Source organism: Hydrogenophaga sp. RAC07 (genome assembly GCF_001713375.1).
Taxonomy (GTDB): Bacteria; Pseudomonadota; Gammaproteobacteria; order Burkholderiales; family Burkholderiaceae_C; genus Hydrogenophaga.
Window position 1 is genome coordinate 4,217,641 of sequence record NZ_CP016449.1, and the last position, 17,227, is coordinate 4,234,867.

General features: G+C 68.0%; 18 protein-coding genes. 8 read left to right on the top strand and 10 right to left on the bottom strand.

The window, feature by feature from the left end; translation table 11 throughout:
• Positions 1 to 16: 16 nt before the first annotated feature.
• The 6 genes from BSY239_RS19670 to BSY239_RS19695 form a co-directional block, all read right to left on the bottom strand.
• The gene (locus BSY239_RS19670; protein ID WP_069048293.1) at positions 17 to 1,561 is read right to left on the bottom strand and encodes an ArnT family glycosyltransferase; all 1,545 of its coding nucleotides are present in this window, start codon (positions 1,559 to 1,561) and stop codon (positions 17 to 19) included.
• Positions 1,562 to 1,571: 10 nt separating this feature from the next.
• Complete coding sequence (locus BSY239_RS19675) at positions 1,572 to 1,931, bottom strand: SMR family transporter (RefSeq protein WP_069048294.1); 360 nt, start codon at positions 1,929 to 1,931, stop codon at positions 1,572 to 1,574.
• A 7-nt stretch (positions 1,932 to 1,938) separates the two neighbouring features.
• On the bottom strand, positions 1,939 to 3,414 hold the full coding sequence (locus BSY239_RS19680) for a UbiA family prenyltransferase (protein WP_069048295.1): 1,476 nt from the start codon (positions 3,412 to 3,414) through the stop codon (positions 1,939 to 1,941).
• A gap of 71 nt (positions 3,415 to 3,485) precedes the next feature.
• Positions 3,486 to 4,121: an exopolysaccharide biosynthesis protein gene (locus BSY239_RS19685; RefSeq protein ID WP_069048296.1), complete on the bottom strand. Its 636-nt coding sequence runs from the start codon at positions 4,119 to 4,121 to the stop codon at positions 3,486 to 3,488.
• On the bottom strand, positions 4,118 to 4,528 hold the full coding sequence (locus BSY239_RS22630) for a hypothetical protein (RefSeq protein ID WP_069048297.1): 411 nt from the start codon (positions 4,526 to 4,528) through the stop codon (positions 4,118 to 4,120). The genes BSY239_RS19685 and BSY239_RS22630 overlap by 4 nt, the downstream gene beginning before the upstream one ends.
• Positions 4,525 to 4,947 (bottom strand): tellurite resistance TerB family protein, encoded by a 423-nt coding sequence (locus tag BSY239_RS19695; protein WP_069048298.1) that lies wholly within the window; start codon positions 4,945 to 4,947, stop codon positions 4,525 to 4,527. The genes BSY239_RS22630 and BSY239_RS19695 overlap by 4 nt, the downstream gene beginning before the upstream one ends.
• Before the next feature lie 91 nt (positions 4,948 to 5,038).
• Here BSY239_RS19695 and BSY239_RS19700 point away from each other — a divergent pair, with 91 nt between their 5' ends.
• Complete coding sequence (locus BSY239_RS19700; protein WP_069048299.1) at positions 5,039 to 5,926, top strand: LysR family transcriptional regulator; 888 nt, start codon at positions 5,039 to 5,041, stop codon at positions 5,924 to 5,926.
• Here BSY239_RS19700 and BSY239_RS19705 read toward each other — a convergent pair.
• On the bottom strand, positions 5,923 to 7,152 hold the full coding sequence (locus BSY239_RS19705; RefSeq protein ID WP_069048300.1) for an AI-2E family transporter: 1,230 nt from the start codon (positions 7,150 to 7,152) through the stop codon (positions 5,923 to 5,925). The two genes, BSY239_RS19700 and BSY239_RS19705, sit on opposite strands and share 4 nt — an antisense overlap.
• 128 nt (positions 7,153 to 7,280) lie before the next feature.
• On the opposite strand from BSY239_RS19705, the gene BSY239_RS19710 reads away from it, so the two are divergent.
• Genes BSY239_RS19710 through BSY239_RS19720 form a run of 3 tightly spaced genes read left to right on the top strand, consistent with a single transcriptional unit; the run spans position 7,281 to position 9,491 of the window.
• Complete coding sequence (locus BSY239_RS19710) at positions 7,281 to 7,715, top strand: CopG family transcriptional regulator (RefSeq protein ID WP_236944108.1); 435 nt, start codon at positions 7,281 to 7,283, stop codon at positions 7,713 to 7,715.
• 29 nt (positions 7,716 to 7,744) lie between these two features.
• Positions 7,745 to 8,830: an extracellular catalytic domain type 1 short-chain-length polyhydroxyalkanoate depolymerase gene (locus tag BSY239_RS19715; protein WP_236944109.1), complete on the top strand. Its 1,086-nt coding sequence runs from the start codon at positions 7,745 to 7,747 to the stop codon at positions 8,828 to 8,830.
• Positions 8,823 to 9,491, top strand: a complete 669-nt coding sequence (locus BSY239_RS19720) for a hypothetical protein (RefSeq protein ID WP_069048303.1) — start codon at positions 8,823 to 8,825, stop codon at positions 9,489 to 9,491. The genes BSY239_RS19715 and BSY239_RS19720 overlap by 8 nt, the downstream gene beginning before the upstream one ends.
• Here the strand turns inward: BSY239_RS19720 and BSY239_RS19725 are convergent.
• Positions 9,467 to 10,750 (bottom strand): BLUF domain-containing protein, encoded by a 1,284-nt coding sequence (locus BSY239_RS19725; protein ID WP_172823133.1) that lies wholly within the window; start codon positions 10,748 to 10,750, stop codon positions 9,467 to 9,469. The two genes, BSY239_RS19720 and BSY239_RS19725, sit on opposite strands and share 25 nt — an antisense overlap.
• A gap of 279 nt (positions 10,751 to 11,029) precedes the next feature.
• Between BSY239_RS19725 and BSY239_RS19730 the strand changes: the two genes are divergently transcribed.
• A complete protein-coding gene (locus BSY239_RS19730) occupies positions 11,030 to 11,458 on the top strand; it encodes an ankyrin repeat domain-containing protein (protein WP_069048305.1) in 429 nt (142 codons plus the stop codon).
• Positions 11,459 to 11,544: 86 nt separating this feature from the next.
• Here the strand turns inward: BSY239_RS19730 and BSY239_RS19735 are convergent, their stop codons facing one another.
• Together BSY239_RS19735 and BSY239_RS19740 are read right to left on the bottom strand one after the other, a co-directional pair.
• Complete coding sequence (locus BSY239_RS19735) at positions 11,545 to 12,435, bottom strand: Tim44 domain-containing protein (RefSeq protein ID WP_069048306.1); 891 nt, start codon at positions 12,433 to 12,435, stop codon at positions 11,545 to 11,547.
• A 145-nt stretch (positions 12,436 to 12,580) separates the two neighbouring features.
• Positions 12,581 to 13,549: a LysR family transcriptional regulator gene (locus BSY239_RS19740; protein WP_156775541.1), complete on the bottom strand. Its 969-nt coding sequence runs from the start codon at positions 13,547 to 13,549 to the stop codon at positions 12,581 to 12,583.
• A 111-nt stretch (positions 13,550 to 13,660) separates the two neighbouring features.
• Here BSY239_RS19740 and BSY239_RS19745 point away from each other — a divergent pair, with 111 nt between their 5' ends.
• Genes BSY239_RS19745 through BSY239_RS19755 form a run of 3 tightly spaced genes read left to right on the top strand, consistent with a single transcriptional unit; the run spans position 13,661 to position 17,128 of the window.
• Positions 13,661 to 15,178: a CoA-acylating methylmalonate-semialdehyde dehydrogenase gene (locus BSY239_RS19745; RefSeq protein WP_069048308.1), complete on the top strand. Its 1,518-nt coding sequence runs from the start codon at positions 13,661 to 13,663 to the stop codon at positions 15,176 to 15,178.
• A gap of 13 nt (positions 15,179 to 15,191) precedes the next feature.
• Positions 15,192 to 15,488, top strand: coding sequence for a putative signal transducing protein (locus BSY239_RS19750; RefSeq protein WP_069048309.1), 297 nt, complete (start codon positions 15,192 to 15,194; stop codon positions 15,486 to 15,488).
• The gene (locus tag BSY239_RS19755; protein ID WP_069048310.1) at positions 15,485 to 17,128 is read left to right on the top strand and encodes a GMC family oxidoreductase; all 1,644 of its coding nucleotides are present in this window, start codon (positions 15,485 to 15,487) and stop codon (positions 17,126 to 17,128) included. The genes BSY239_RS19750 and BSY239_RS19755 overlap by 4 nt, the downstream gene beginning before the upstream one ends.
• The last annotated feature ends 99 nt before the right edge of the window (positions 17,129 to 17,227 follow it).

Sequence of the window (17,227 nt, forward strand, 5' to 3'; positions counted from 1 at the left end):
TCACGCCGAAACCCCCTCAAGAACGCCCAGGCGAGCAGGCCACAAACCCATACCGCTCACAGAACGGACTCCCCAGCACAGGGAGCCACGAAGGCACGTTGTGGAACTCCCGCGCCACCTCCGCCAGCACCCCGTCGCGGTACGCCTGAAAGCGGAACCCCACGCCATCCACCGCGAAGAACGCCACGCCTTCCACCTCGAAGCGCTTCACGCTCACCCGCTCGAAGTACGGCGCGAACTCGGCGAGCACGGGTTCGTCGTACAGGAAGACGCGGATCGGTTTGCCGTCGTATGAACGGAAGTCCACGATCTGGTCGTCTTGCCGCGCGTGGTGGCGGCCGACGCCGAACACCGGCACGTAGGCGCCGTGGTGAAACGCGAGCATGCCGGCGGGGTTGTAGGTGTGCGCCATCAGCGTGGCGCCGGGCGGCATGTCTTGCCTCAGCGCGGCCACCACCGCGGGGGTCTCGCGCAGAAACACCGCGCGGTCATGAATTTTGAAGGGCTGCCACCAGGCCAATGGCGCCCAGGCGATGGCGGCGACCACCAGGAGGTGGGGCACGGACAGCGCCACCGTCCAGTTCAATGCGCTGCGCAAGGGGCGGGCTTCCAGCCGCAGCCCGGCCCACACCACGAACAGCGGCACGAAGCCCAGCACCCAGTGCAGTCCGATGGTGCGGCGCGTGCTCAACAGGGCGAACACCACGAGGGGGAAGAGCCACAGCACCGCGAGCGTGGTGCGTGTGGTGGCCGAGGTCCCTGCGATCGGGCGGGCCACCGCGCTGCGCCACAGCAACCATGGCGTGAGCAGGTAGACCGCCATGGCCAGGTAGGTGCCGAAGGTCTTGAAGGACCAGGCCGAGCCTTCGTTGCGGTTGAACACGTTGAACATCACATTGGTCCAGCCGTGCGTGGCGTTGAAGGCCACGTTGAGCGCGATCGAGGGCAGGGCCAGCGCGAAGATGAGGAAGGGCGCCCACCAGCGCTCGCGCCGCCAGCCGAAGCAGTGCGCGGCGTAGGCAAAACCCAGCAGTGCTGCGAAGTACTTGGAAAGAAACGCGAGGCCGAGAAACAGGCCCGCCAGCGCGTACCAGGGCACGCTTCGCGTGGCGCTGGTGTCGGCACGCAGGTAGGCCCAGGCCGAGAGCGCCATGAAGAAGATCAAGGGCGTGTCGGTGGTCACGAGCACAAACATCCAGCTCCACGGCATGGCCAGGTACACCGCACCGGCCAGCCAGGCGCTGGACTCCTGCTCGTCGGGCAACCACCGGCGCAGCGCATCGACGATGCCCAGCGCGATCACGCTGGTGACGATGAGTGTGAAACTGCGCAGCGCCAGCGGGTGTTCGCTGATCTGGCGCAGCACCGCGAGCAGCCAGCCCACCATGGGCGGGTGGTCTGAATAGCCCCAGGCCGGAAACACGCCCCATTGGTAAAAGAAGGCCTCGTCGCCGGAGAAGGGGAAACCCGCCGCCAGTGCGATCTTCAGGACCAGGGTGATGGCGAAGAATGACCAGAAGATCTGGCGCGACGCGTGTGCGGAAAATTCGGAGGCGCGCATCGCTGGGTTCTCAAGCGTCCATGGCCAGCAGGCTCACGCCCACCACGATCAAGGTGCAGCCCGCCACCCGCAGCCACGAGAACGGCTCGCCCAGCCAGAGCACCCCCAGCGCCATGGTCACCACAAAGCCCAGGCTCACCAACGGGTAGGCCAGGCTCACATCGAGCCGCGAAAGCACCCACAGCCACAACACGGCGCTGGCGCCGTAGAGCACCAGACCCAGCCACACCAGGGGGCTGGTGAGCGCGTGCAGGTAGGTGGCACCCACGTCGGCGCCGCTGGGCGCGCCCATGCCGCGTTTCATGGCGATCTGCGCGGCCGAGGACAGCAGCACACAGAAGACGGCGAGACCGATGGCGATGGATTTCATGGGTGCGTCAAAGTCCGATGGTGGCCGTGAGACCGATGCCGCCCATGGCCAGCAGCGTCATCCAGCTGAAGGGGTCTTTCAACGCGAACTGCAGCGGGTCTTCGCCGTGCAATTCACGCCGCCCGGTCTTGAGCCAGATGCGCATGATCCACAACAGCAGCACGGGTGCGGCGGCCCACAACCACTCGGGGTTGGCGTAGAGCATTTCACTGTTCTGGCTGTCGATGTACAGGGCCAGCACCATCACCGCCAGGAAGCCACTGGCCATGCCCATGGCGCGCAGCGACGAGAGATCGCGCGGCTGGTAACCGCGGCCGGGTGCGAGCGTGGTGCGTTCGTCGTCGAGCTCTTCGAGTTCGGCGCAGCGCTTGACCAGCGCCAGGCTCAGGAACAAGAAGATCGAGATCGCGGCCAGCCAGTTCGAGAGCTCCACCTGCGCCGCCACCGCGCCAGCGGCGATGCGCAAGGTGTACAGACCGGAAAGCACCAGCACGTCGATGAGCGCGAGCCGCTTGAGCACCAGCGAGTAGGCCAGCGTGGTCACGGTGTAGACCAGCAGCATGGCGGCAAAGGCCGGCGACACCGCCCAGGCCAGCACGAAGGCCAGCACCAGCATCACACTGCCCAGCACCACCGCCAGCGGGATGCTGATGGTGGCCGCGGCCAGCGGCCGAAAGCGCTTGAGGCGGTGTGCGCGGTCGTTGGGCAGGTCCAGCAGGTCGTTGAACAGGTAGGTGGCCGAGGCGCACAGGCCAAACGCCACAAACGCCACCAGCACCAGCGCCCAGAGCTGGGGGTCGAGCCGGTGCGAGGCGAGCAGCGGAATGAACAGCAGCGCGTTCTTGGACCACTGCTTGAGACGGATGGCGCGCAGCACGGTCTTCAGGCGCAGCGGTTCACGCTCGAACACCCGCGCCTGCGGATGCACCTTGTGCAGCGCGTTGATGACGCTGGCCGGTGCGTTCACCGCCACCGCTTGTGCGCTGCCCTGCCACACGGCGATGTCGTCGCGGCTGTTGCCCGCGTAGGCCCAGCTGCTGTGGCCAAGGGCCTGCGCGTGTGCCGCGATCGCGTCGCGCTTGTTGCCCCGGCTGAGGTTCACGCCGTCGGCGCGCGCATTGGTGCCGAGCGTGTCGTCGAACAGGTTGAGGTGGGCGGCGACGTCGCGCACGATGCGCGCGTCCGCCGCGCTTGCCAGCACCAGGCTGCGACCGCGCGCGCGTTCCTCGCGCAGGTACTGCACAAAACGCTCGTGGTAGGGCAGGCGCGCCGGGTCGGGGCGCACGGCGTTGGCCAGTTTGAGCTTGAAGCCGGCCTTGCCCAGCAGCAGCCACACGAAGAGGCGCAGCAGGTTCAGCGGGTTGCGCCGGATGAACAGCATCACCGACTCGTACAGCGTGTCGCTGGGCGTGAGCGTTCCGTCCAGGTCCACGTACAGCGGGCAGGTTTCGGTGGGGCGGGCGGTGGCGGCGGCAGGCGTCAAACGGTGGGTCCGGTGGTGTGCGCCGATTCTAGGCGCCGCTTCTGCGGCACATCACCCCGCCGCAACGGGAGTCAGACGGGCAGCCAGCCCCGGGCGCGGTCCACCAGTTGCACCAGCAGGTGGGCCAGCGACGCGGTGTAGGCCAGTGCCGCGCAACCCGTCACCGCGGAAACCGCGAGCGCGATGCCGTCGCGAAACATCCAGCCCAGGCTCAGCAGGATCAGGCTCAGGCTGGGCAGCACATTGCCCAGCGGCAAGGGCAGAAAGATCACCGATGCCATCAGGGCGATCCAGACGCCCCAGCCCCAGCGCGTGGCGTCGTGGCTCAAGACCAACCAGCGCGGCCGCAGCCAGCGGTTGGCCCGTTCGTACATCCAGGCCAGGCCGTGCAGGCAGCGCCCGGTCCAGCGTTCGTTCAGGCTCAGGGCGCCCAGGCGATCGGGCAAGTCCACCGTGTCGCGCCCGCGCGCCCAGCCCCAGGCGATGACCAGGATGCCCAGGCTGAGCACCGTGCCGGCGCCGGCAATCGGCACCACGGTGAGCAGGGCCATGAGCATCAGCACCACGGCGGTCGAACTGTCACCGTGCAGTTGCAACAACTCGGCCAGGTTCAGCCGCAGATCGGCCGGGTCGGGCGCCTGCCCCCGCGCACTGGCCGCGTGCGCATGGGCCGCGCGGCGCAGCGATTGCGCCAGCCGCTCGCTCAAGCGCGGCCCTGCGCCGGCACATTGCGCAGCGTGGTGGGTTTGTTCAAGCGGCCCACCATCCAGTGCAGGCCGATCGCGGGTACCAGCAGGCACAACATGCCCAGGCCCCAGCCAGTCCACAGCAGCGGTGTGATCCAGCCCATGACGCCGTCGCTCGACGGCGCCACCTGGCCCAGCCACTGCACGAGGCCCAGCCACATCAACTGCAAGGACTGGATCCACGCCGGGTCGACCCACAGCGCGGCCCAGGCCGGCACGGGCCACTCGCCCACGGCCGTGGCGGCAGACGTGGCCTGGCCCGAACCCGCCGCGCCCACCAGCCAGTGGGTGAGTTGCACCGACAGCGCGATCAGCGCGGTCCAGCACACCGAGAGAAAGGCGAACACGCCCCAGACGATGGTTTTCATGACAAGGCTCCTTCGGTGTTTCGGTGGTTGCCGGGCATCTGGCGCCAGGCGCGCGCGAGGCTGTCGAGCATCGCGGTTTCACCGTCGGCCAGATGACCGTCGGCAGCCACCACAGCTTCGCACAAGGCAACGATTTTCGTGCGCAGGGTGAGGTCGGTCACCTCGGCCAGCAGGGCCTGGCGGGTGGTGGCATCGAGCTGCGACGATCCCAGCCATTCACCGTGCGCGCCGAGCAGCAGGTCTTCGCAAAAGGTTTCAATCACGGCCTTGAGGTCTTGCGGCGACAGGCCCAGTTGACGCGCGGCGTCCAGCCGGTCCAGCGCCCGGATCTCGCTCAAGGCGTAGTTGCCATCGGCCACCAAGGCCATGGCGAGCAGGCGGGCAGCGGCTTGGGGACTGTTGACGGGGTAGGTGTGCATGGGATCTCCTGACGAAAAGCGCGAGCTTAGGCGTGCAGACACTTCTCAAAAAGCAGAAAATCACTGCAATTTCATCCTTATAAGTCGAACAATGCACACGGAACTCAACTACAAGCACCTGTACTACTTCTGGGTCACGGCCAAAGAAGGCGGCATGTCGCACGCGGCGGACCGCCTGGGGCTGGCGGTACAGACGGTGAGCGCACAGGTGCGATTGCTGGAGCAGTCGCTGGGCCACGCGCTGTTCAAACCCGCCGGGCGCGGACTGGCGCTCACGGAAGCGGGGCAGGCTGCGCTGCAGGTGGCCGAGCAGATCTTCCATCTGGGTGAGCAACTGCCCGCCGCCGTGCGCGACGCCACACGCGCCAGCGAGGTGCGCCTGGTGGTGGGCATTTCCGACGGACTGCCCAAGCTCGCCGTGCGCGACCTGCTGGAGCCCGCGCTCACCGAGCCCAACCTGCGCCTGCTGTGCCACGAAGGCGAGTTCGACGACCTGCTGGCCGAGCTCGCGCTGCACCGGCTCGACGTGGTGCTGGCCGACCGGCCGGCGCCCGCCAACCCCAACCTGCGGCTCTACAGCCATGCGCTGGGCTCGTCGGCACTGGGCTGGTACGCGCCCAAGGCCTGGCTGGCCCAGGCGCGGCAGGACTTTCCCCACAGCCTGGCCAACGTGCCGGTGCTGCTGCCCACAGCCCACGCTTCCGTGCGCCTGCGCATCGACCAGTGGTTCGAGGGCCACGGCGTGCTGCCGCGCGTGGTGGGCGAGTTTGAAGACAGCGCCCTGCTGGCCACCTTCGGTTCCTCGGGCATGGGCGTGTTCCCGGCCTCCGAGCGCATGCGCGAGAAGCTGTCCAAGGGCTACGGCCTGCAGTGGATCGGCGCGTGCGACGGCGTGCGCGAACACTTCTACGCCATCGGCACCGCGCGCAAGGTGCAGCACCCGCTGGTGCAGAGCCTGCTCAGCGTGCCGGCGGTCTAGGGAGCGGGCGTGGGCGCAGGGGGTGAAACCGTGTCCACCGCGTCAGGGTCCGGTGGCGGCGCGAACACCATCGGCTTGTGTGGCGGGATGGTCTGCCGTGTGGTGGTCTGGATGTGCCAGACCGCGACGAACATGGCCGCGATGGTCGGGCCGATCACAAATCCGTTGATGCCCATGACCGCAATGCCGCCCAGCGTGGTGATCAGCACCAGATAGTCGGGCATGCCGGTGTCCTTGCCCACCAGCAGCGGTCGCAGCACGTTGTCGGCCAGCCCGATGACCAGCACGCCCCAGGCCACCAGGGCCGCGCCCTGCCAGACCTGGTCCACCGCAAACAGGTACAGCGCAACCGGCACCCACACCAGGCCGGCGCCCACGGCGGGCAGCAGCGAGAGTGCGGCCATCAGCACCGCCCACAGCAACGCCCCGTTGACGCCCAGCACCCAGAACGCCAGGCCCCCGAGCAAGCCCTGCACCAAAGCGACCACCAGGTTGCCCTTGACGGTGGCGCGCAGCACGGTGCCGAAACGCTCCAGCAGTTCCTGTTTGTGGTCAGGCGGCAGTGGAATGGCCATGCGGATGCTGCGCACGATGCTCGCGCCATCGCGTGTGAGGAAAAACGCGAGGTACAGCGTGATGAACAGGCTGATGACCAGCGTGAAGAGGTCCTGACCGAAGTTGAAGGTGTGGGTGGCGATGAGTTCGCTGCCTTGCGTGAGCAAGGCGTTGAACTTTCGCTGCACCTGGTCGAAGTTGCCCAGACCAAAGCGCCGCAGCAAGGAGATCACGCCATCGGGCAAGGCGTTGAACAGCCCGCGCAACACCAAGGCCGGGTTGACCTCGCCCGACTGGATGCGCGCATACATCTGCGTGGCCTCGCGCGCCAGGGACATCAACACCAGCACCGCCGGCAGCACCACCACGAGCACCGCGGCACCCATGGTGACCAGCGCGGCGCGTGTGTGCCGATGGTTCATGCGCGGCAGCAACCAGCGGTAGAGCGGCGCAAACATCAGCGCGATGATCGCGCCCCACAGGATGGTGCCGAAGAAGGGCAGCAGGATCCAGAAGAAGGCCACGGTCACCGCGGCCAGCATCAGGCGCAAGGTGAGCGGAGCCGAGACCGCCGGCGTGATCAGCGGGGAGAGCGCCTGCGGCTCACTGGACGCGGATTCGACAGCGGCGGCCGGCGCGGGCGGTGAGGCGGGTGTGGCAGGTGTTGTCATGGTCACGGCCGGGAGTGTGGGGGCGCGCCGAGTATGGCGCTGTTCGCCAGCGCACCCCCGCGTTGAGTGTTCGGCACGCTCTTGCAATCCGCCGATCCGTGCTTAAATGCCATCCATATGGATTCCACATGGATGGCAAAACAATGACAAACCGGCAGCTCGATGTGCGCCCACGGGTGGGCGATTCGGAAAAGATGACCGTCAATCTCGGCGTGGTCGACCTGGGTCAGGTCGACCTGCTGGTGCAGGAAGGCTTCTATTCCAACCGTTCGGATCTGGTGCGCACGGCGGTGCGCAACCTGCTCGCCACCCACGCCGACACGCTCAGACAAACCGTGGCCCGCAAGACGCTCACGCTCGGCCTGCAGCACCTCACGCGCGCCGATCTGGAACGCGCTTTGGCCGCCGGTGAGCGCCTGCGCATCCAGGTGGTGGGCCTGGCCCGCATCGACGACGACGTCACGCCCGAACTCGCCCTGGCCGCCATCGACTCCGTTTCCGTGCTCGGCGCCTTCCACGCCAGCCCCGCTGTGCGCCGCGCGCTGGCGCCCCGCACCGTCTGAATCCTTTTCACGTTCACGAAACACATCCCTTGAAAACACCCCTCTCGACCACGCTGGCCATGAACATCAACGACACCATCGGCCAGGCGCTTGCGCAGGCCGGGCTCGACACCCGGAGCGGTCCGCTCAAGGGCGTGACCGACACCATCCGCAAGGCGCTGGCGTCCGCCGGCCTGGGGGGTGGAACACCGGAGGCCGAAGCCGACGTGATCGATGTGGTGGCACGCGACGTCAACGCCAAGCCTGCGGCGACGCACGCTGCCGGCTCATTCATGCGCCGCACAGTGCAGCACCCGGCCGGTGCGCGTGACTACAAGCTCTACCAGCCGGCTGCGCGGGCCGGCGACGCCAGCGGCGCACGACCGCTGGTGGTGATGCTGCATGGCTGCACCCAGTCGGCCGACGACTTTGCCGCCGGCACGCAGATGAACCGCCTGGCCGACGAACACGGCTTTCTGGTGCTCTACCCCGAACAATCGGCCAGCGCCAACGCCTCGCGCTGCTGGAACTGGTTTCGCCCGCAAGACCAGGTGCGCGAGGGCGGTGAACCCGCGCTGATCGCGGCCATGGTTCGAGCGGTCATGAACGAGCAAGCAGTCGACAAGCAGCGTGTGTTTGTGGCCGGGCTTTCTGCCGGCGCCGCCATGGCGGTGGTGCTGGGCGAGACCTGGCCCGAGCTGTTTGCGGCCGTGGGCGCGCACTCGGGCTTGCCGTACGCGGCCGCGTACGACATCCCCTCGGCCATGGCCGCCATGAAGGGCCGCGGCGTCGCGGGCCACAGCGCAGCGCACGCCGTGCCCACCATCGTCTTTCACGGCGACCGCGACCACACCGTGCAGCACAGCAACGGCGAGCACATCGCGCAGCAGGCCCGCCGGGCCACGCCCGCGCTGGACGTCAGCCGCGACACCGGCACCGCCGCCGGCGGGCGCCGCTACACGCGCGAACGGCACACCGACGCCGTTGGCCGGGTGTTGGTGGAGCAGTGGACCGTGCACGGCGCGGGCCACGCGTGGTCGGGCGGCGATGCCGCTGGCACTTACACCGACAACGCCGGGCCGGACGCCTCGGCGGAGATGCTGCGCTTCTTTCTGGCGCAACCGCCGCGTGGCTGAACACCCGCGCCGCCGCCTGCTGGCCACGCTGCGCGCGCGCTTTGACGGCGCGGCCCTGAGCGTGAGCTTGCCCGGCCATCCCGCCCCGCCGTTGGCCCGGCCCACCGCTGCGCAGTGGGCCGGGTTGCAAGCCTGGTGTTTCGAGGGCGCAGGCAACGGCCGCAGCCCGCTGCTGCGGCCCACGCAAGCCCCGCAGGTGGATCCCCGTCTTTCGGTCGCGGTCTGGCCAGCAGACGACCCCGCCGCGCTCGCCCTGATCGAAGCCTTCAGCCGCCACCTGGATGGCAGTCACCAGTTGCTCGAAGCCGGCGGCGCGCTGTCAGGCCTGCTGCTGCGCCTGCGCGTGAAGGCGTGTGACGTGGCGTGGTGGCGCAGCCGCATGATCTCCGACCCGTGGGACTGCGGTTACGCGCTGAATGAGCCTGAGGCACGCGCGGCGCTGGCGCGGTTCGAGCCGCGGCGGTCCACGCTGGTGGTGGCGGTGGATTGGCCGGCAGATGCCCTGGTGGAGACCTTGAACGAGATGCAAGGTTCGTCGTCAAGGTTCTTGCACCCGGTGCGCTGGCTGGTCGTTCAACGCGACCCGGGTCCCATCACCGAGCGGCTGCGCGCCGCAGCGCTGCCGGCGACCGTGCTTCAGCCGCGTGCTGCGGAGGCCTGAAACGACGGCACGACCAGCACCGCGGCGGTGCTCGCGCCGTCGGCGCCCACGCTGTGGATCAGCTCGGGCAGCGGCCCGTCGTGGTCAAAAAACACACGGCCGCGCACCACCACCACCAGGGCCGGGTTGAGCGAGGCGCGGCGCACGTCGGTGATGGTCTGCGCCATGCGCGGCATCCAGTCCTCGCGGTTGAAGGCCAGGCTCAGCGAGAGGTCCACCACGTCGAACCACTGGCGCTTGACCAGCTTGATCAGCGCGGCGTTGTCCTCGGGAAACTCGCAGTGCGTGTCCCAGCCCTCGCGCCACATCATCTCGGCGTCGAACACCGCGCCCATCAGGTGCTGCTCACCCGGCAGCGGCGCGATCAGGATGCGCCCGCGCAGGCGCTCCTGGGGCCGGTCGTTGTGGTCCGCCTCCAGGCACAGCTTGCGAAACGACTGCTGCAGGCGGCCCAGCCCGAGCGTCACGTCAAATTCAGACACCTCGTCGGACGCCCACAAATCGCCCAGGTCGCGCGCGGCCGGCTCCGAGACCCACATGCAGGATGCGCGCAGCGAGCCCGCTTCGGCGTGCAACACATCGAGCAGCGCGAACGCCTCGGCCGGGTCCGTCGCCACCAGCAGGCGCGCCAGACTGGCCATGCGGGGATCGCGATCGGCCTCGGTGTGCGGCTGTTCGACACCGTAGCGCGGCGTCACCTGGGGCAGCACGGTGGAGTCCACCACGCGCTTGAGGATTTCGTGGTCCAGCCGGGCGAATTCGTGTTCGAACTCGGGTTGCGCCGGGGCGCTCTGCCAGAAGTCGGTGGCGCTGGCGTGCGGCACACCCTGCTGGCTGCGCAGCAGCTCGATCAGGTTGTGCGGCGGTCTCATGTGCGCGTCGTTGGCGGCATCGGGCCGCTCGCTCGGGTCGCGGTCCCCCAGCTTCATGCCCCAGTCGGGGAAACAGCGCACGGTGGTGGGCATGTGGCCCAGGATCTCCACGTCGGTGTGCCGGCTGTCCACCCGGATCGACTGCCAGATCCGGTCCACGCTCTCGGCCGGGCCTTCCAGCCACTGCAGGAACCGCCCGCCGTCGTAGATCAGCAAGCCGGTGACCGACTCGGCCAGGTTGCGTTGGAACGCAGCCTCCACCAACTGATTCAGTGCCGGGCCGTCCAGGGGCGTGACGCAGCGGCTTCGGTAGACAAGCGTTGCCAAGGCCGGCTGTGCGCTGGCCTGGGCAAAGGCAGACAGGGAACTGGAGGGGCGGGGCAACACGGCGCTCTCGGGTGGGCTGGCGGGAACAGGGGAAGCTCGAATCGAAGCTTTGATTCGAAGCTCAAATGCGCTCTGACCGTTCTTTGCAATCAGACCTGGGAACTCTCGACCGAAGGCATGATCCGGCCGCGTCCAATTCCCTGTCAAGCAAGGTTTACCCGAGCCCGAAAAAGCACAAACGGGTGTTGCAAATCAAGCATGTACCGCCAAAGTCAGTCGAAGGCATTCATGTGGCGAATTCATGAGATAACCCACCATCCACCCACACCCTGCGAACCGATGACCGACTGGAAGACCCAACAAATGATCAAGGCCTCGGGCTGGCCGCTGGCGCCCGAGCTGCTCGCGCCTGGCGCCGATTTCAGCGCCCCGGCCGAGGGCGGCCTCGTGCCCTGGCACTGGGCCTGCAGCGAGGGCAAGACGGGCCTCGTGCGCTACATGCTGGACAACGGCGCCGACCCGCAGGACCGCACGCCGGCCGGTCAGGCCATGCTGCACATGGCGGCGCGCGCCCACAGTTTTCAGGTGGTGATGCTGCTGATCGACGCGCTCAAGGCCCGCGGTGCGCCCGCGCCCGAGGAAGGGCTGCGCTCTTTCCTCACCAAGACCTTTGCCAAGGGCCATCCCGACTCGAAAAACCGGCTGCAACAGACGCTGAAGGATTGGGACCGGTTGCAGCGCCAGGCGGCGCCGCCCAAGCCGACCTGAACCGCAGGCGCCAACAACAAGGCCCCGGCACGTGAGTGCAGGGGCCTTGTCGCTTGTTCAGCAGCGGGGATGATCCCGCAGCGGCATCAGGTGCTTTGCTGGATACCGGCCAGCAGCCAGCCGCCGTTGCCCTGGCGCGGCTTGGTCAGGTGCCAGATCTCGTCGAAGCTCTCGGTCAGTTCGGCGCCACTGTCGCGCGTCTCGCCGGTGAAGCGCACGCTCACCACGTAGCGGCTGTCGCCTTCTTCCACTTCCAGCACCGAGGCGTCGATGCGCACCACGTCGGTGTGCTGGGTCGCAGCGCCACGCTCGCTCAGGTCCATCTGCAGCTCGGCAAACATTTCCGGCGTCGTGAAGGCGCGGATGTCGTCCAGGTTGCCCGCATCGTTGGCGGCCTGCAGGCGGATGAAGTTGACCTTGGCGTTGCGCTCGAAAGCGGCCACGTCGAAGTCGGCCGGGATGGCACTGGCGACACCACCACCCAGCGAGCTGCCGATCATGGAGCCGCCACCCGCGTTCACCGGCGTGCGAAAGGCGTTCAGGTCGGGTGTGCTCTGGCGGTTGGCACCCGCTGCCGCGTAGGCCAGACCGCCCGAGCCACCTTGCTGGGCCTGCGCACGCTTGCGCATGATGAAGCCGAACACGGCGACGGCAGCGGCGATCAGCAGGCCGATCATCAGGATGTTGGCCATGCCTTCACCGAAGCCCAGGTGCGAAGCCAGGGCCATGAGGCCAATGCCGGCGGCGAGACCCGCGATCGGGCCCATCCAGCTGCGACCGGTGCTGGCGGCTGCGGCACCGGCACCCGCTGCGGCTGGCGCGGCGGTGGGTGCGGCAGGCGCTTTGGCCGGCGGCGCGGCCTGGCGCTGCATGCCGAACGACTTGCCGCCACCCATGCGTCGAGCTTCAGCGTCGAAATGCGCCGCGCCAAGGCCGAGGGTCATGACCACGGCCAACAGGGAAATCCACTTTTTCATCAGAGTCTCCTTCAAGGAACATTGAATACCCAGTAGGGTAGGCCTCCAATGGGTTCTGAAAAAGCAGAGATATCGGGATGATCAGTTCGTAAAAGCAAGCGTCGTCAGGCCAACAGACCGCCCGAAGCCGTTGGTCGACGGTGCGTCACCGCGTCCGGGGCGCAGCAGCCCGCACGTCGAACCCATCCGCCAACGCCACCCGCAACCAGGCCACGAACGCCGACACCGACCGCGGCACGTGGCTGGCGTAGGGCCGCACCGCGTAGATCTGGGCGCTGAACGTGCCCACGGACGCCCAACCCGTGAGCACCTCCACCAGCTGGCCCGACTGCAAGGCCGCCTGCGCGCTGAAATCAGGAACCAGCGCGATGCCCAGGCCCGCGATGGCCGCGTCGCGCAGGGCTTCGCTGTTGTTGGCACTGAACGGGCCACTCACCGGCACCGTGACGCGTTGGGCCTGCGGCTTTTTGCGCCCCTCGGCGGGCGTGAAGTGCCAGGCCGATGTGTCCTGCGCGCGCGGGTAGTGCAGGCAGGCGTGTCGGGCCAGGTCCTGGGGTGCGACCGGCGTGCCGTGCTGGCGCAGGTACTCGCGGCTGGCCACCAGCACCGAGCGTGTGCTGCACAGGGGCCAGGCCACGTGGGTGTCGGGCGGCGAGGCGGTGTGGCGGATCGCCAGGTCGAAGCCTTCGGTGGCCAGCGAACTCAGACGGTCCGACATGTCCAGCTCCAGCCGGATGCGCGGATGCGCCTGCACGAACGAGGCGATTCTGGGCACCAGCTGCTGGCGCGCAAACGCGACCGGCGCGGTGACGCGCACCAGCCCCGCTGGCTCTTCGGCGAGATCGCGCACGCTGGAGAAGCTTTGCGCAATGCGCTCGAAGGGCTCGCGCATGCCGTCCACCAACTGCTGGCCCGCTTCGGTCAGGCGCACGCTGCGCGTGGTGCGCTGCACCAGGGGCACGCCCGCGGCCCGCTCCAGTTCGCTGATGCGCTGGCTCATGGCGGCCTTGCTCACGCCCAGGCGTTGTGCCGACGCGGTGTAGCTGCCTTGCTGCGCCAGCACGGTCAGCCAGTGCAGGTGCATCCAGAGGGCTTCGACTTTTTTCTCATCCATGCCTGGATTGTTCACCATTTCAAACAATCAGTTCAGTCCTTGCCACTAGGCGAGGGGGTGTGCGGTGCCTACACTGCCTTCACTCTTCGACTCCATTCACACGAGACCGCCATGGCCAACACCCCCCGCTCGATCGACCATTTCATTCACGGCCAGGTGACCCCGGGCACCTCGCCGCGCCGCCAGGACGTGTTCAACCCCGCCACCGGCGCCGTCAGTGGCCAGGTCGCGCTGGCCAACCACGCCGATGTGGACGCCGCCGTGGCCGCGGCGCAAGCCGCGTTCCCGGCCTGGGCCGACACCCCGCCCATCCGCCGGGCGCGTGTGATGTTCAAGTTCCTGGAGCTGGTGAACCAGCACAAGGACGAGCTGGCCCACCTGATCACCGCCGAGCACGGCAAAGTGTTCACCGACGCGCAGGGCGAGGTGGCGCGCGGCATCGACATCATCGAATTCTCTTGCGGCATTCCGCAGCTGCTCAAGGGCGATTTCACCGACCAGGTGTCGACCGGCATGGACAACTGGACGCTGCGCCAGCCCCTGGGCGTGGTGGCCGGCATCACGCCGTTCAACTTCCCCGTGATGGTGCCTATGTGGATGTTCCCGGTGGCCATCGCAGCGGGCAACACCTTCGTGCTCAAGCCCAGCCCGATCGACCCGTCGGCTTCGCTGTTCATGGGCGAGCTGTTCAAGAAGGCCGGCCTGCCCGACGGCGTGTTCAACGTGGTGCAGGGCGACAAGGAAGCTGTCGACGCGCTGTTGGTTCACCCCGATGTGAAGGCCATCAGCTTCGTGGGCTCCACGCCCATTGCCAACTACATCTACGAAACCGGCGCGCACCACGGCAAGCGCGTGCAGGCCCTGGGCGGCGCGAAGAACCACATGGTGGTGATGCCCGACGCCGACCTGGACCAGGCGGTGGACGCGCTGATCGGCGCGGCCTACGGCTCGGCCGGCGAACGCTGCATGGCGATCTCCGTGGCGGTGCTGGTGGGCGACGTGGCCGACAAGATCATGCCCAAGCTGATCGAGCGCACCAAGGCGCTGAAAGTGCTCAACGGCACCAACCTGGCCGCCGAGATGGGCCCCATCGTCACCGCCGCCGCGCACCAGCGCATCACCGGCTACATCGAGGCGGGCGCGAAAGAAGGCGCCAAGCTGCTGGTGGACGGCCGCGGCTTCGATGCGTCGAACACCGGCGAAGGATGCGGCAAGGGCTTCTGGATGGGCGGCACGCTGTTCGATCACGTCACGACCGAGATGAAGATCTACAAGGAAGAGATCTTCGGCCCGGTGCTCAGCTGTGTGCGTGTGCCCGACTTCGCGCAGGCCGTGAAGATCATCAACGACCACGAGTTCGGCAACGGCGTTTCCTGCTTCACACGCGACGGCAACGTGGCGCGCGAATTCGCGCGCCGCATCCAGGTGGGCATGGTCGGCATCAACGTGCCGATTCCCGTGCCCATGGCCTGGCACGGCTTTGGTGGCTGGAAGAAGAGCCTGTTTGGCGACATGCACGCCTACGGCGAGGAAGGCGTGCGCTTCTACACCAAGCAGAAATCGATCATGCAACGCTGGCCGGAGTCGATCGGCAAGGGCGCTGAATTTGTCATGCCCACCGCAAAGTGAACCGGAGCCGGGCGTGAGCGACGGCAACAGTCCCTACGACCCGGACAACGGTGACTGGCAAACGCTGATCACCGTGTTCAGCCCGACCGAGGCCTACCTGCTTCGCGGGGTGCTGCAAGCCGCCGGTGTGCCGGCGGCCGTGGCCGACGCGCACCTGGTGCAGGCCTACACACTGCTCGCCAGTGCCATTCCTGTGCGGGTGCAGGTGCCCGAGCACCGACGGGTACAGGCCGAGGCGGTGCTGGTCGCGTTCGAGCGCGGCGACTACGGACTCAGCGACGACCACCCAGGCGAGGAGACGCCTCCATGAACAACACCACCTTCGACTTCATCGTCATCGGCGCCGGCACCGCCGGCTGCCTGCTGGCCAACCGCCTGAGTGCCGACGCTTCCAAGCGCGTCCTGCTCGTGGAAGCCGGCCGCAAGGACGACTACCACTGGATCCACATCCCCGTGGGTTACCTCTACTGCATCGGCAACCCGCGCACCGACTGGCTCTACCAGACCGAGCCCGACCCGGGGCTCAACGGCCGCCGGCTGCGTTACCCGCGCGGCAAGGGCCTGGGCGGCTGCTCCAGCATCAACGGCATGATCTACATGCGTGGCCAGAGCCGCGACTACGACCAGTGGGCGCAGTTCACGGGCGACGACGACTGGCGCTGGGACAACTGCCTGCCCGACTTCAAGGCGCACGAAAACCACCACCGGCTCGACGCCGCGCAAGACCCCGCATTCGCGAAGCTGCACGGCCACGGCGGCGAATGGCGCATCGAAAAACAACGCCTGCGTTGGGACGTTCTCGATGCCTTCGCACAGGCGGCCCAACAAGCCGGTGTGCCCGCCACGACCGACTTCAACAGCGGCAGCAACGAAGGTGTGGGCTACTTCGAGGTGAACCAGAAAAGCGGCTGGCGCTGGAACGCATCCAAGGCCTTCCTGCGCCCGGCGCAAGGCCGCCCCAACCTCACCGTGTGGACCGAAACCGCCACCGACAAACTTGTGCTCGAGCGCGATGCAGACGGCGGACTGCGCTGCTCCGGCGTGGAGCTCTTGCGTGGCGGGCAACGCGTGCGCGTGTCGGCCGCGCAAGAGGTGGTGCTGAGTGCCGGCAGCATCGGTTCACCGGCCATCCTGCAGCGCTCGGGCATCGGCCCGGCCGCGCTGTTGCAACAGCACGGCATCAACGTGCAGCACGATCTGCCCGGTGTGGGCGAAAACCTGCAGGACCACCTGCAGATCCGCGCGGTGTTCAAGGTGCAGGGCGCGACCACGCTCAACGTGCTGGCCAGCAGCCTGTGGGGCAAGGCCAAGATCGGGCTGGAGTACGCGCTCAAGCGCAGCGGCCCCATGAGCATGGCGCCCAGCCAGCTCGGCGCCTTCACCCGCAGCGACCCGGGCCAGCCCTGGCCCAACATCGAATACCACGTGCAACCGCTCAGCCTGGACGCCTTTGGTGAACCGCTGCACAGCTTTCCAGCGTTCACCGCCAGCGTGTGCAACCTCAACCCCACCAGCCGCGGCCACGTGCGCATCACCTCGGCCCTGCCCGGCGCGGCACCGGCCATTGCGCCGTGCTACCTGAGCACGCCCGAAGACCGCCAGGTGGCGGCCGACAGCCTGCGCGTGACGCGCCACATCGTGGCCCAACCGGCGCTCGCGAAATACCAGCCGCAAGAGCACAAACCCGGCGTGCAGTTCCAGAGCGACGAAGAGCTGGCGCGCCTGGCCGGCGACATTGCAAGCACCATCTTCCACCCGGTGGGCACCACCAGGATGGGAGCGACCAACGACCCGATGGCGGTGGTGGACAGCCACCTGCGTGTGCGCGGTGTGGCCGGTTTGCGGGTGGTGGACGCGGGCGTGATGCCCACCATCACCAGCGGCAACACGAACAGCCCCACCTTGATGATTGCGGAGAAGGCAGCGCGCTGGATCCGGACCGGGCGCTAGACCCGCCGCCGGGCCGCCCCAAGGCGGGTCAGCCCCCGGACCCGGCAAGGACCGGGGCCCTTCCCCGCCCTGGGGGCAGCGGACCACGCGCAGCGGGGG